Genomic DNA, 13,801 nt, shown 5'->3' on the forward strand with positions numbered 1-13,801 from the left:
CGCCGCGGCAGGGTGGGTCAGATCACTGGTAGCCTTTGGGGAACGGATCGGGTTTGATCAGCTCGGGTGACTCCGCCACCACCTTGAAGGTCGCGTCCGGCATGCCCATGGCGATGCGCGACTTGCTCCACAGGTGGTGGTTCGGGTCGAGCTTCACGTAGCCCTCGGGCGCCGTGGTGAGCTCGATGCCGGTGCGCGAGGCGGCCACCACCTTGTCCACATCGAAGCTCTTGGCCTTCTCGACCGCGGCCTTCCACAGCCAGGGGCCGAGGTAGCCGGCCTGCGTCACGTCGCCGATCACCGCGTCCTTGCCGTACTTGGCCTTGAAGGCGGCCACGAACTTCTTGTTGTTCGCGTTGTCCAGCGTCTGGAAGTACTTCATCGACGAGTAGAAGCCGGCGAAGTTCTCGCCGCCCACGCCGGTCATCTCGTCCTCGGTCACCGACAGCGTGACGAGCAGCTGCTTGTCGCCGGTGATGCCGGCGGCCTTGAGCGCCTTGTAGAAGGCCACGTTGGAGCCACCCACCACCGCGCAGAAGATGCAGTCGGGCTTCTGCAGCTTGATCTTGTTCATCAGCGAGCCGAAGTTGGTGCTGCCCAGCGGGTAGTACTCCTCGCCGACGACCTTGCCCTTCTGGAAGTTCTCGATGTGCTTGCGCGCGATCTTCATCGAGGTGCGCGGCCAGATGTAGTCGGAGCCGATCAGGAAGAAGGTCTTGGCTTTCTTCTCCTTCTGCGCCCAGTCCAGGCTGTAGAGGATCTGCTGCGTGGCTTCCTGGCCGGTGTAGATCACGTTCTTGGACTGCTCCAGGCCTTCGTAGAAGGTGGGGTAGTACAGCAGGCCGTTTTCCTTCTCGAACACCGGCAGCACGGCCTTGCGCGAGGCCGATGTCCAGCAGCCGAACACGGCGGCGCAGCGGTCGTTGATCAGCAGCTTCTTGGACTTCTCGGCGAAGGTCGGCCAGTCGGAGGCGCCGTCTTCCTTGATCACCTTGATCTTGCGGCCCAGGATGCCGCCCATGGCGTTGATCTCGTCAATGGCGAGCTGCTCGGCCTGGATGGAGCCCGTTTCCGAGATCGCCATGGTGCCGGTGGACGAGTGCAGCTGGCCCACAGTGACCTCGGTGTCGGTCACGGCCAGCTTGGTGGTGTTCACCGAGGCGGTGGGCTGGCCGAAGCTCCAGGCCGGCAGGCCGGCCAGGCCGGCGACGCCCAGCATCTGCAGCACACGGCGGCGGCTGGCTTCCGGGGTTTCGGGGGTCTCGGGCGACTGGGCGTTCGGATCGGAGAGGTGTTTCATGGAAGACTCCTGGGACGTTTGGGGCGGTGAAACCGGCGGTGTGCCGACTGGGGTGAAGACTAGGGAAACCCCTTGATCCGGCCCATACGTCAAATAACGTAGAGGCCTCTTCTGGCGGGTAGGGCCGGTTCTTGCTAGCGTCCCTGGCATGCCCTCGCCCGAGCCCGCCCGCCCCGTTGCCACCCAGAAAATCTTCCGGTTCCGCCGGGAGTACAACTCCTGGGTGGCCGACGAGACCATGGAGGACTACGCCCTGCGCTACACGCCGCGCAGCTTCCGAAAATGGAGCGAGTGGCGGGTGGCGAACACCGCCTTCGGCTCGCTGTCCTTCCTGGCGCTGGAGGCCATCGGCGGTGCGATCGCGGTGAACTACGGCTTCGCCAACGCCATGTGGGCGATCCTGGTGGTGGGCCTGGTGATCTTCTTCACCAGCCTGCCCATCGCCTACTACGCCGCGCGCTACGGGCTGGACATGGACCTGCTTACCCGGGGCGCCGGCTTCGGCTACCTGGGCTCGACCATCACCTCGCTGATCTACGCGGTGTTCACCTTCATCTTCTTCGCCATCGAGGCGGTGATCATGGCGCTGGCCCTGCAGATGGCGACCGACTGGCCGCTGGCCTGGTGTTACCTGATCTCGGCGGTGGTCATCGTCCCGCTGGTCATCCGGGGCATCACCCTCATCTCCAGGCTGCAGGCCTGGACGCAGCCGCTCTACCTGTTCCTGCTGCTGCTGCCCTTCGTGTGGATCGGGCTGTCACAACCCCAGCTCTACCGCGACTTCACCAGCCTCACCGGCATCCGCTCGGGCAGCAGCGAATTCCACCCGCTGATGTTCGGCGCGGCGGCCGCCGTCATCTTCTCGCTGGTGGTGCAGATCGGCGAGCAGGTCGACTTCCTGCGCTTCATGCCCGAGCGCACGCGCCAGAACCGGGTGCGCTGGTGGCTCGCGGTGCTCATCCCCGGCCCGGGCTGGATCGTCATGGGCATGCTCAAGATGGTGGGCGGCGCCTTCCTCGCGTTCGCCGCCATGCAGTTCGAGGTCGATCCCGAGCGCACCGCCGAGCCCACGCAGATGTTCCTGGCCGGCTTCACCGAGGCCGTGGGCCATCCCGGGCTGGCGGTGGCGATGACGGTGGTGTTCGTGATCCTGGCGCAGGTCAAGATCAACGTCACCAACGCCTACGCCGGTTCGCTGGCCTGGTCCAACTTCTTCGCGCGCGTCACGCACAGCCACCCCGGCCGCGTGGTCTGGCTGGTGTTCAACGTCTGCATCGCCACCCTGCTGATGCTGCTGGGCGTGTTCACCGGCCTGGAGAAGGTGCTGGGCGTCTACAGCAACGTGGCCATCGCCTGGGTCGGCGCGCTGGTGGCCGACCTCATCATCAACAAGCCGCTGGGCCTGAGCCCCAGGGGCATCGAGTTCCGCCGCGCCTACCTGTACGACTTCAACCCGGTGGGCATGGGCTCCATGATCATCGCGGCGCTGGTGGCCAGCCTGGCCTATGCGGGCGTCATGGGCGAGGTCGCGGCGGCTTTCTCGCCTTTCATCGCGCTGGGCCTGGCCCTGGTGCTGGCGCCGCTGATCGCCTGGGCCACCCGGGGCCGGTACTACCTGGCGCGCACGCCCTCCCACGAATGGAAACCGGGCGAGGTGGTGCGCTGCTCGGTGTGCGAAAACCAGTTCGAGTCGGAAGACATGGCCGGCTGCCCGGCCTACCAGGCGCCCATCTGCTCGCTGTGCTGCTCGCTCGAATCGCGCTGCCACGACCGCTGCAAGACCAACTCGCGCGCCATCGACCAGGTGCGCGCCGCGCTCGCCGCCGTGCTGCCGCAGGGTGCGATGGTGCGCGTCAACTTCCGCGCCGGCCAGTTCCTCGCCGTGTGGCTCTCGCTGAGCGCGATCATGGCCTTCCTGATCGGCATGGTCTACCTGCAGGAAAGCCTGCACGCACCGGCCGAGGCCCTGCAATCGCCCTTCCTCAAGATCTTTGCCTTCCTGGTGCTGCTCGCGGCGGTGTGCGCGTGGTGGGTGGTACTGACCACCGACAGCCGGCGCATGGCGCAGGACGAGTCCGAGCGGCAGACGCAGCTGCTGATGCTGGAGATCGACGCCCACCAGCGCACCGACGCCGAGCTGCAGTCCGCGCGCGACCGCGCCGAGACCGCGAGCCAGGCCAAGACGCGCTACGTGGCCGGCATGACGCACGAGCTGCGCACACCGCTCACCAGCATCCTGGGCTATGCGCAGATCCTGCTGAAGAACAGCGAGATCTCGGTCTGGGTGCGCGAGACCATCGCCACCATGCAGCGCAGCGGCCAGCACATGCACGCGCTGATCGATGGCTCGCTCGACCTCGCGCGCATCGAGGCCGGCCGCCTCAAGCTCGACCCGGTGCCGCTGCCGCTGGGCCAGCTGCTGGAAGACGTGGAGCGCATGGTGCGCCCGCAGGCCGAAGCCAAGGGCCTGCGCTTCGTGGTGCAGCAGGAAGGCGAGCTGCCGACCTGGGTGCGCGCCGACGCCAAGCGCCTGCGCCAGATCCTCATCAACCTGCTGAGCAACGCGGTGCGCTTCACCGACGAGGGCGAGGTCACGCTGCGGCTGGACTTCCGCCAGCAGGTGGCGCGCATCGACGTGATCGACACCGGCATCGGCATCGCCGCGCAGGACCAGAAGCGCATCTTCCTGCCCTTCGAGCGCGGCAGCGCGGGGCGGCGCGCGGCGGACACCGGCACCGGCCTGGGCCTGACCATCACCCACCTGCTCACCGACATGATGGGCGGCGAACTCCTCCTCAAGAGCCGCCCGGGCCACGGCAGCACCTTCTCGCTGCGCCTGTACCTGCCGCCCATCCCCTCGGACCCGAAACACCCGCTGCCCATCCCCTCCACGCTGCGCGCGGTCACCGGCTACCTCGGCGAACGCCGCACCCTGCTGGTGGTGGACGACCAGCCGCTGCACCGCCAGCTGCTCGCCAGCATCCTGGTGCCGCTGGGCTTCGTCGTGCGCGAGGCCGCCAGCGGCCAGGAGTGCCTGGAGATCATCGAACAGCACGCGCCCGACGGCCTGCTGCTGGACCTCACCATGGACGGCCTGGACGGCTGGCAGACCGCCGCCGCCGTGCGCAAGCTGCTGCCCGCCTCCCGCCTGCCCATCGTGTTCGTCTCGGCCAACCTGTTCGACAACCGGCCCGAGCAACTCACCGCGCTGGACTGCCAGGGCTTCGTCGCCAAACCCATGATGGAGTCGGAACTGCTCGACGCGCTGAAGCACGCGCTGGCGCTGGAATGGGTGACCGAGCAGGCGCCGGCCGCCGCGCCGGTGAGCTTCGTGCGCCACCGCGTGAGCGGCCTGCCCCTGCCCGAAGACCTGCGCGAAGAACTGCAGCGGCTGGCGCGCCAGGGCCAGGCCGCCGCGCTGCGCCAGCGCCTGTGGCAGGCCCAGACCGCCGAGCCCGCGCACGCCGCTACGCTGGCGCTGCTGCAGTCCTGCGCCGACCGCTTCGACTTTCAAACCCTGATCGAGTACCTCAGAGACACCGCGGAGCTGACCGAAGATGACATCGACACCTGACCTCATGGCCGCTCAACGCCCCGTGATCCTGGTGGTGGACGACGCCGTGGACACCCTGCGCATGCTGGGCGACGCGCTGGTGGCCGAAGGCTATGTGGTGCTCGCCGCGCGCGACGCCGACGAGGCCCTGCAGCGCTTCGAGGTCGCCGTGCCCGACGGCGTGCTGCTCGACGCGGTCATGCCCGGCATGGACGGCTTCACCCTCTGCGAACACCTCAAGGCCACGCCGGCCTGGTCGCACGTGCCCGTGGTCTTCATGACCGGCCTGTCCGAAAGCGACCAGATCCTGCGCGGCTTCGCCAGCGGTGGCGTGGACTACGTGGTCAAGCCGCTGCGCATCCCCGAGGTGATGGCGCGGCTGGCGACCCACGTGCGCAACGCGCGCGTGACCCGCCTGGCACAGGAAGCGGTGGACGTGGCCGGCATGGGCACCGTGGTGCTCGACACGCAGGGCCGCATGGCCTGGCGCTCGCCCCAGGCCACGGCCTGGCTGGAACTGGCCTTCGGCCGCGACACCGGCTCGGGCCAGCGCGCGCTCGACTGGCTGGGCGCCTCGCTCGCCCACAGCGAGACCACGCGCGACCTGGGCCGCCACGGCCGCCTGCTGGCGCGCAACCTGGGCCAGGGCAACCTGGGCGAATCCATGCTGCTGCTCACGCTCACGCCGCCCGACAGCGACGCCGCGCAGCGCCTGCGCGACATCGCGCTCACGCCGCGCGAGACGGAGGTGCTGTCGTGGCTGGCCAAGGGCAAGACCAACCGCGACATCGCCGACATCCTGGGCATGAGCCACCGCACGGTGAACAAGCACCTGGAACACGTGTTCGAGAAACTGGGCGTGGAAACGCGCTCGGCGGCGGCGGCGATCGCCGGGCGGCTGCTGCCGCAGGACTGAGCCTACAAGCGCATGTCGCGCCGGCTGACGCGCCGCGCGGCCCCGGCTCCCTACGATGGACAGACAACAACCCCGCAGGAGCACCATCGTGAACACCATCATCTACATCGTGGGTCTCGTCGTCGTCATCGGCTTCATCCTGAGTTTCTTCGGCCTGCGCTGAAAGCGGCCTCAGTCCCAGGCCGGCGCCAGGCCCTTGGGGTCCACCAGGCGCTGGCCCCGGTCCAGCGCGTCGATGCGCGCCATCTCCGTGTCGTTAAGGCGCAGCGTGGGCGCAAGCAGGTTGCCCTGCAGGTTCTCGCGCTGGGTGGACGAGGGAATCACCGAAAACCCGCGCTGCAGCGCCCAGGCCAGCACCACCTGGGCCGGCGTCCAGCCGCGCTCGCGGGCGATCTCGGTGATCACCGGATCACCCAGCACCTGGCCGTAGGCCAGCGTCATGTACGAGGTGAGGTGGATGCCTTGCTCGCGTGCAAAGGCCACCAGCTTCGGGCTTTGCAGCCAGGGGTGCAGCTCGATCTGGTTGGTGGCAATGGCCTTTGCGCCCACGGTGTCGATGGCCTGCCGCAGCAGCGGCACGGTGAAATTGGACACGCCGATGTGTGCCGTGAGGCCCTGGGCCTGCGCGGCCTGCAGCGCGTGCAGCGAATCCGCCAGCGGCACCGCGCCGCCGGGCGACGGCCAGTGGATCAGCGCGAGGTCCACCTGCTCCAGGCGCAGCTTGCGCAGGCTCTCCTGCAGGCTGGGCACCAGCCGGTCGGCGGCCAGGTGCTCGGTCCAGACCTTGGTGGTGACGAACAGCTCGCCGCGCGGCACGCCGCTTTCGGCGATGGCCTGGCCGACTTCGGCTTCGTTGCCATAGATCTGCGCGGTGTCGATGTGGCGGTAGCCCAGTTCGAGCGCCTGGCGCACGGCGTCGATGACGACCTGGCCCTGCAGGCGGAACGTGCCGAGGCCGAAAGCGGGAATGGGGTGGTTCAACATGGTGTGTCTTTCAGAAAAAGGGGGTCAGTGGCCGCCCGCGTAGGCAGCACGGGAGGCGGGACGGCGGGCCGGTGCCGGGTCGCGCGCATCGAGGCGGCCGCTCCACACGGTCAGCCCGAACGCCCCGAGCACCACCAGGGCGCCGATCCAGGGCGTGTGGCGCAGGCCGATGCCGTCCACGATCCAGCCGCCGCCCCAGGCGCCCAGCGCGATGCCCAGGTTGAAGGCCGCGATGTTCAGGCCCGAGGCCACGTCGATGGCCTGGGGCGCAAAGCGCTCGGCCTGCTGCACCACATAGACCTGCAGGCCGGCCACGTTGCCGAAGGCCACGGCGCCCCAGGCCAGCACGGTCAGCACCATGAGCCAGGGGTTCGAGGCGGTGAAGCTGAGCACCAGCAGCACCAGCGCGAGCAGCGAGAAGATGATCTTCAGCGCGGGGATGGGGCCCTTGCGGTCGGCCAGCCGGCCGCCCCAGAGGTTGCCCACCGCCACCGAAATGCCGTAGGCCAGCATCACGCCGCCGACCGCGCTGGCCTGAAAGCCCGTGACCTGCTGCAGCAGGGGCGCGAGGTAGGTGAAGGCCACGAAGGTGCCGCCGTAACCCACGGCCGTCATCGCGTAGACCAGCAGCAGGCGCGGCTGCTTGAGCACCGCCAGCTGTTGCAGCAGCGAGGCGGGCGGGCTGTGCGCGAGCTTGCGCGGCACGAACAGCAGGCTGCCGACGATGGCCACCACGCCCAGCGCGGCGACCGCGAGGAAGGTGGCGCGCCAGCCGAAGTGCTGGCCGATGAAGGTGCCCAGCGGCACACCGGTGACCAGCGCCACGGTGAGGCCGCTGAACATGGTGGCGATCGCGCTGGCGGCCTTCTCCTTGGGCACCAGGCCGGTGGCGATGGTCGAGCCGATCGAGAAGAACACGCCGTGCGCCAGACCCGTGAGGACGCGCGCGGCGATCAGCGTCTCGTACCCCGGCGAGAGCCAGGCCAGCAGGTTGCCGACGGTGAAGAGCGCCATCAGCGAGACCAGCAGCGTCTTGCGCGGCAGCCGGCCGGCGAGCGCGGTGAGCACCGGTGCGCCCACGGCGACGCCCAACGCGTACAGGCTGACCAGCAGGCCGGCCGAGGGCAGGCTCACGCCGAGGTCGGCCGCGATGGTGGGGATGAGGCCGACGATGACGAACTCGGTCGTCCCGATGGCGAAGGCGCTGATGGTCAGCGCGAGCAAGGCGAAAGGCATGGAAACCGCTCCAAAAGGCTGGAAAGGTTCGCAGTGTGGGCCGCTTCTTTCTTGAGAAAAAGCGGTTGCCCGGCACAACATTTGTGCCGAAAATTCAAGAATGAAGACCACCCTCGACGAACTGCTCGCCTTCCAGACCGTGGTGGACACGGGTTCCATCAGCGCCGCCGCCGAACAACTGGGCCAGACCAGCTCGGGCATCAGCCGCGCGCTCAGCCGGCTGGAGCAGAAGCTGAACACCACGCTGATGCGGCGCACCACGCGCCGCCTGGAGCTCAGCGACGAAGGCCGGCTGTTCCTGGCGCGCTCGCGCGAGATCCTGCAATCGGTCGAGGCCGCCGAGGACGAGCTGGCCTGCCGCCAGCTCAAGCCCGCCGGCAAGCTGCGCGTGAACGCGGCATCGCCCTTCATCCTGCACGTGCTGGTGCCGCTGGTGAACGACTTCCTGGCCGAGTACCCCGACATCGAGCTGGAGCTGCACAGCGGCGACAGCATCGTCGACCTGATCGAGCACCGCGCCGACGTGGCGGTGCGCATCGGCACGCTGCGCGACTCCACGCTGCACGCCAGGCCCCTCACCTCGTACCGCCTGCGCCTGTACGCCAGCCCGGCCTACCTGAAGAAAGCCGGGCGGCCGACGAAGATCGACGACCTGGCGCGGCACGCGCTGCTGGGCTTCACCCAGCCCGAGATCCTCAACACCTGGCCGTTGCGCCACCCCGACGGCGACGGCCTGCCGATCACGCCCACCATCGCCGCCTCCAGCGGCGAGACGGTGCGCCAGCTCGCGCTCGCGGGCGCGGGCATCGCCTGCCTGTCCGACTTCATGACCGGGCCCGACCGCGCCCGGGGCGACCTGGTGCAGGTGCTGATGCGCGACACGCTGGAGCAGCGCCAGCCGGTGCACGCGGTCTACTACCGCAACACCGAGCTGGCCTCGCGCATCCGCTGCTTCGTGGACTTCCTCGCGCTGCGGCTGGCCGGCAGCGCCTGAGCTCAGACCGCCGCGGGCTGGGCGGCGGCGTGCATGCCGCCCAGGAACAGGCGCTCGATGTCGGGGTCGGCCAGCAGCTCGGCCGCGGGGCGCTGCAGCACCAGCCGGCCCGACTCCAGCGCGATCGCCTCGTCCGAGATCTTCAGCGCGCTCTTCACGTTCTGCTCCACCATCAGCACCGTGGTCCCCTGGTCGGCCAGCTTGCGCAGCAGCTTGAACACGTCCTGCACCACGATGGGCGAGAGGCCGATGCTGGGCTCGTCGATCAGCAGCACCTTGGGCCGCAGCAGCAGCGCGCGCCCCACCTCCAGCTGTTTCTGCTCGCCGCCCGAGAGGCTGGAGGCCATGCTGTGCAGCCGCTCCTTCACACGTGGGAAGAACTCCAGCACCTCGGGAATGCGCTCGTGCGTGGTCTTGGTGCCCAGCGTGATGCCGCCGAGCTCCAGGTTCTGCCACACCGTGAGCTGGCCGAACAGGTTGCGCCCCTGCGGCACGAAGGCCACGCCCTTGGCCAGCAGCTGCTTCTGCGTCGCGCCGGCGATGTTCTCGCCGTCGAGCAGGATGCGGCCCTGGCGCGGCTTGAGCAGGCCGAACAGCGCCTTGAGCGCGGTGGACTTGCCCGCGCCGTTGGGCCCGAGCAGCAGCGTGATGGAGCCGCGCCGGGCCTTGAAGCTCAGGTTGTTCAGGATCATGAAATCCTTGTAGCCCGCGACCACGTCGTCGAACTCGATGCAGGTGTCGTTGCCGTGCTGCGCCATCTCAGTTCCCCAGGTAGGCGTCGAGCACCTGCTTGTTGCCGCGGATCTCGTCGGGCGTGCCGACGGCCATCACCTTGCCTTCCACCATCACCATGATGCGGTGGCACAGGCCCATCACGAAGTCCATGTTGTGCTCGATCACCACGAAGCTGCTGCGCTTGCCGAAGCGCGGGTTGTGGTTCAGGTCCTTGAGCAGCGTGCCGATGCCCCCCACCAGGCTGGGGTTGACGCCCGCGCAGGGCTCGTCGAGCAGCACCAGGTCGGGCTCGCTCATGAAGGCCATGGCAATGTCCACCAGCTTCTGCTGGCCGTAGGACAGCTCGCCGGCCTTCTTGTCGGCCACGTGGCGGATGCGGAACTGGTCGATCAGGGCGTCGGCCTTCTCGCCCAGGCCCGAGTCGCCGGGGGCGAACAGGCGGCTGAACATGCTGCCCTTGTGCTCCTGCGCCGCCACGATGAGGTTGTCGCGCACGGTCATCTTGCCGAACACCTGCAGCGTCTGGAAGGTGCGGCCCACGCCCTTGCGGTTGAGCTGCAGCGGACCGAGCTTCGTGACGTCCTCGCCGTTGAGTTCGATGCGGCCTTCGTCGGGCGTGATCTGGCCGAGCATGCTGTTGAACAGCGTGGTCTTGCCCGAGCCGTTGGGGCCGATGACGCCGAAGATCTCGCCGGGGCGGACCTCGAAGCTCACGCCGCCGACCGCCTGGATCGCGCCATAGGCCTTCTTCAGGCCGCTGACCTTGAGCAGGGCGGGCGCGCTCATGCCTTCACCCCCTGGCTGGCGGCCTGCGCCGCCGCCTGCCGCGCGGCGGAGGCTTCGCGCGCGAGGCGGCGCGCCCGGATGCGCTCGGGGATGGACAGCAGCCCGTCGGGCAGCCAGATCATGAGCAGCACCACCGCGCCGCCGAACACGAACAGGTACCAGGCCTGCGCGAAGCGCAGCCACTCCGGCAGGATCACGCCCACCGCCGCGCCCAGCACGGGCCCGAGGAAGTAGCCCGGCCCGCCGACCACCACCATGAGGTACATCATGATGGACGCGCCCACGGTGAACGGCGCGGGTTCGATGAACTGCACCAGGCTCGCGAACAGCGCGCCTGCCACGCCGGCATAGACCGCACCGATGGCAAAGGCCAGCAGCGTGTAGCTGCGCGTGTCCACACCCAGGCTCTCGGCACGGATCGGGTTGTCGCGCAGCGCGGTGAAGGCCTTGCCCCAGGGCGAGCGCAGCAGCCACCACAGCAGGGCGGCCAGCAGCACCGTGACCGCGAGCACGAAGTGGTAGTAGGCCAGGTTGCCCTCCAGCGACAGGCCGAACAGGCCCGGGCGCGCGATGTTGTTGATGCCGAAGGTGCCGCCGGTCAGCCACTCCTCGTTGCGCATCACCAGCCACACCGCCGTGTTGAAACCCAGCGTGGCGAAGGCGAGGTAGATGGTCTGCACGCGCAGCGCGGGAAAGCCCAGGATGATGCCGACCACGAAGCAGATCAGCATCGCCGTCGGCAGGCCGAGCCAGAAGCTCAGGCCGGCTTTCATCATGATGGCCACGGTGTAGGCCCCGATGCCGAAGAAGGCCGCATGGCCCAGCGACTTCTGGCCCGCATAGCCCACCGTGAGGTTCAGGCCCATGGTGGCGATGATGAACACCAGCCAGTAGCTCAGCAGGTAGATGCCGTAGTTCTTCATGAAGTGCGGCGCGGCCAGCAAAGCCGCGGCGCACAGCACGAGGGCGGCGAGGGTGGTTTTTTTCATACCTTGCGCTCCACTTTCGTGCCCAGCAGGCCCTGCGGCTTGAACAGGATCACGACCATGAAAATGACCAGCGCCACCGCGTCCTTGTAGGCCGGCGAGATGTAGGCCGCCGCCAGGTTTTCGCTCACGCCCACGATCAGCCCGCCCAGCAACGCACCGCGCGAGTTGTTGAAGCCGCCGATGATGGCGGCGAAGAAGGCCTTGGTGCCCAGGCCCTCGCCCATGTCGAACTTGGCGAGGTAGGTGGGCGTGACCAGCATCGCGGCCGAGGCCGCCAGCACCGCGTTGACCGCGAAGGTGTAGAAGATCATGCGCGGCACGTTGATGCCGAGCACGGCCGCGCTCTCGGTGTTCTGCGCCACGGCCTGCATGGCGCGGCCGGTGACGGTGCGGGTGAGGAAGCCCTGCGTCATCAGCACCAGGCCCAGCGCGACCAGGAAGGTGCCCACGTCGGACGCCGAGACGGTGACGCCGGCGACCTGGAACAGCGCGTCGGGAAACAGGCTGGGAAACGGATGGGCTTCGGCGCTGTAGCCGGCGCGCACGCCGTTGCGCATGGCGATGGACAGGCCGATCGTGGCCACCACGATGGGCATCATCCCGTACTTGAACAGGGGGTCCACCACGCCGCGCTTGAACACCCAGCCCAGCAGGAGGGTGGCGGCCATGCAGGTCAGCACGAAACACAGCCACAGCGGCAGGCCCGTGCTCATGAAGCCCAGCATCATGAAGGCCGGCAGCATTACGAACTCGCCCTGCGCGAAGTTGATGGTGCCGCTGGCCTGCCACAGCAGGGTGAAGCCCAGGGCCGCCAGCGCGTAGATCGCGCCGGTGGACAGGCCGCTGAAGAAAAGTTGGAAAAAGTCGGTCATGCCGGCCCTTGTGCGGTGCCGCCGGGGCCCCGGCCAACCCCCCGGCGCCGGCGGGCGGTGGCTTACTTCTTCGCTGCGGGCGCGTTCAGCGGCGGCAGCGTGGCAACCACTTCCTGCTTGCCGCCCTTGACTTCGACCATGAAGCTCTCGCGGTCGAGGTCGCCGTTCTGGTCGAAGCTCACGTCCATGATCACGCCCGGGTACTTCTTGGCGCTGATGGTCAGGCCCTTCATGGCCTGGGCCACGGCCTTGCGGTCGAGCTTGCCGACCTTCTCGATCGCGGCCTTGAGCGAGTAGACGCCGGTGTAGCCCTTGATGCCGTTGTGGTCCGAGACGTACTTGTAGTCCTGGTAGAACTTGGCCTTGAACTTCAGCATCTCGGGGATCGGCGCATCCACCGTGAGGCCGACGTGGGCCACGGCGCCGTTGGCGGCGTCGCCCGCGAGCTCGATCACCTTCTGGCCGGTCAGTGTGGTCTCGCCGATGATGGGCTTGTCCCAGCCCTGCTTGCGCAGCTCGCGCAGTGCGCGCGCGGACTCTTCCTCGTTGGTGTAGACGAAGACCGCGTCGGCGCCGCTGTTCTTGGCGCGCAGCACGGCGGCCGACCAGTCCACCTGCCCGGGCTCGGTGGAGACCTCTGCCGCGATCTTGGTGGGCGAGTTGGCCAGCGCCTTCTTGATCATGTCCAGGCCGCCCTTGCCGAAGTCGTTGTTCACGTACAGCACCGCGATGTTCTTGGACTTGGTGTTGATGTAGCGCGCCACCTTGGGCATGGCCGTGGCCTGGGTGAAGCTGGTGCGGAACACGTAGGGGTTGCCCTGCTGCGTGATGGACGCGGCCTCGCCGCCGGTCCAGTTGGGCACCTCGGCGCGCCGGCTCTCGGCCATGCTCACCATGATGGAGCCCGAGAACACCGGGCCGAAGATGGCGAACACGTCGTCGTCCACCGCTTTTTGCGTCAGGCCCTTGGCCACGCCCGGGTTGCTCTGGGTGTCGCTGGTCACGGTCTCGATCTTCTTGCCCAGGATGCCGCCGGCCGCGTTGATCTCCTTCACCGCCAGCTCGACCCCGTTCTTGAAGTTGGTGCCGGCCGTGGCGCCGCCGCCCGAGAGCTCGACGATGTTGGCGATCTTGATGGTCTGCTGGGCGTGCACGGCGGTGCCGGCCAGCACCGCCACGGCGGCGGCCATCAGTTTCAGGGTCGTTCTTTTTTGCATGCTTGTCTCCTGGATAAGGCCCGGCCCTGCAGGGCCGGTGCGTCGGGTTGAACAAAAAACACGTGTGGCCTGTGACAGGAGCCGACTGTAAGCAGGCGACCCCGTCGGACCACCGGGACAGGACCCTTTTTCGTTCAATGAACGCGCTCTGGCGTACGATGATCGACCGCCTCACGGGTTTTCACCGACGCCTCACCGCATGCCCCCACCGCCCTACAC

11 protein-coding genes are annotated in these 13,801 nt (G+C 68.2%); 3 read left to right on the forward strand and 8 right to left on the reverse strand.

The window, feature by feature from the left end:
• Window positions 1–22: 22 nt before the first annotated feature.
• Complete coding sequence (urtA, locus tag AC07ZS_RS27635; protein WP_494801648.1) at window positions 23–1,300, reverse strand: urea ABC transporter substrate-binding protein; 1,278 nt, start codon at window positions 1,298–1,300, stop codon at window positions 23–25.
• A gap of 148 nt (window positions 1,301–1,448) precedes the next feature.
• Here urtA and AC07ZS_RS27640 point away from each other — a divergent pair, with 148 nt between their 5' ends.
• Together AC07ZS_RS27640 and AC07ZS_RS27645 are read left to right on the forward strand one after the other, a co-directional pair.
• Window positions 1,449–4,874 (forward strand): hybrid sensor histidine kinase/response regulator, encoded by a 3,426-nt coding sequence (locus AC07ZS_RS27640; RefSeq protein WP_494801649.1) that lies wholly within the window; start codon window positions 1,449–1,451, stop codon window positions 4,872–4,874.
• A gap of 4 nt (window positions 4,875–4,878) precedes the next feature.
• Window positions 4,879–5,769, forward strand: coding sequence for a response regulator (locus AC07ZS_RS27645; RefSeq protein WP_494801650.1), 891 nt, complete (start codon window positions 4,879–4,881; stop codon window positions 5,767–5,769).
• A gap of 171 nt (window positions 5,770–5,940) precedes the next feature.
• On the opposite strand, the gene dkgB is transcribed toward AC07ZS_RS27645, so the two are convergent.
• On the reverse strand, window positions 5,941–6,753 hold the full coding sequence (gene dkgB, locus AC07ZS_RS27650) for a 2,5-didehydrogluconate reductase DkgB (protein ID WP_494801651.1): 813 nt from the start codon (window positions 6,751–6,753) through the stop codon (window positions 5,941–5,943).
• 24 nt (window positions 6,754–6,777) lie between these two features.
• Complete coding sequence (locus tag AC07ZS_RS27655) at window positions 6,778–7,989, reverse strand: MFS transporter (protein ID WP_494801652.1); 1,212 nt, start codon at window positions 7,987–7,989, stop codon at window positions 6,778–6,780.
• A gap of 100 nt (window positions 7,990–8,089) precedes the next feature.
• Here AC07ZS_RS27655 and AC07ZS_RS27660 point away from each other — a divergent pair, with 100 nt between their 5' ends.
• Window positions 8,090–8,983: a LysR substrate-binding domain-containing protein gene (locus tag AC07ZS_RS27660; protein ID WP_494801653.1), complete on the forward strand. Its 894-nt coding sequence runs from the start codon at window positions 8,090–8,092 to the stop codon at window positions 8,981–8,983.
• Between the two features lie 2 nt (window positions 8,984–8,985).
• Here AC07ZS_RS27660 and AC07ZS_RS27665 read toward each other — a convergent pair whose 3' ends face one another.
• The 5 genes from AC07ZS_RS27665 to AC07ZS_RS27685 all read right to left on the reverse strand — a co-directional run bounded on the left by AC07ZS_RS27665 (window position 8,986) and on the right by AC07ZS_RS27685 (window position 13,582).
• The gene (locus AC07ZS_RS27665) at window positions 8,986–9,741 is read right to left on the reverse strand and encodes an ABC transporter ATP-binding protein (RefSeq protein WP_494801654.1); all 756 of its coding nucleotides are present in this window, start codon (window positions 9,739–9,741) and stop codon (window positions 8,986–8,988) included.
• Between the two features lies 1 nt (window position 9,742).
• Complete coding sequence (locus tag AC07ZS_RS27670) at window positions 9,743–10,504, reverse strand: ABC transporter ATP-binding protein (RefSeq protein WP_494801655.1); 762 nt, start codon at window positions 10,502–10,504, stop codon at window positions 9,743–9,745.
• Window positions 10,501–11,493 (reverse strand): branched-chain amino acid ABC transporter permease, encoded by a 993-nt coding sequence (locus tag AC07ZS_RS27675; protein ID WP_494801656.1) that lies wholly within the window; start codon window positions 11,491–11,493, stop codon window positions 10,501–10,503. The genes AC07ZS_RS27670 and AC07ZS_RS27675 overlap by 4 nt, the downstream gene beginning before the upstream one ends.
• Complete coding sequence (locus AC07ZS_RS27680; RefSeq protein ID WP_494801657.1) at window positions 11,490–12,365, reverse strand: branched-chain amino acid ABC transporter permease; 876 nt, start codon at window positions 12,363–12,365, stop codon at window positions 11,490–11,492. The genes AC07ZS_RS27675 and AC07ZS_RS27680 overlap by 4 nt, the downstream gene beginning before the upstream one ends.
• Window positions 12,366–12,427: 62 nt before the next feature.
• Window positions 12,428–13,582 carry an ABC transporter substrate-binding protein gene (locus tag AC07ZS_RS27685; RefSeq protein ID WP_494801658.1) on the reverse strand — a complete coding sequence of 385 codons (1,155 nt, stop codon included), beginning with the start codon at window positions 13,580–13,582 and terminating at the stop codon, window positions 12,428–12,430.
• Window positions 13,583–13,801 lie beyond the last annotated feature (219 nt).

The sequence above is a fragment of the Hydrogenophaga sp. GW456-12-10-14-TSB4 genome (assembly GCF_059424305.1).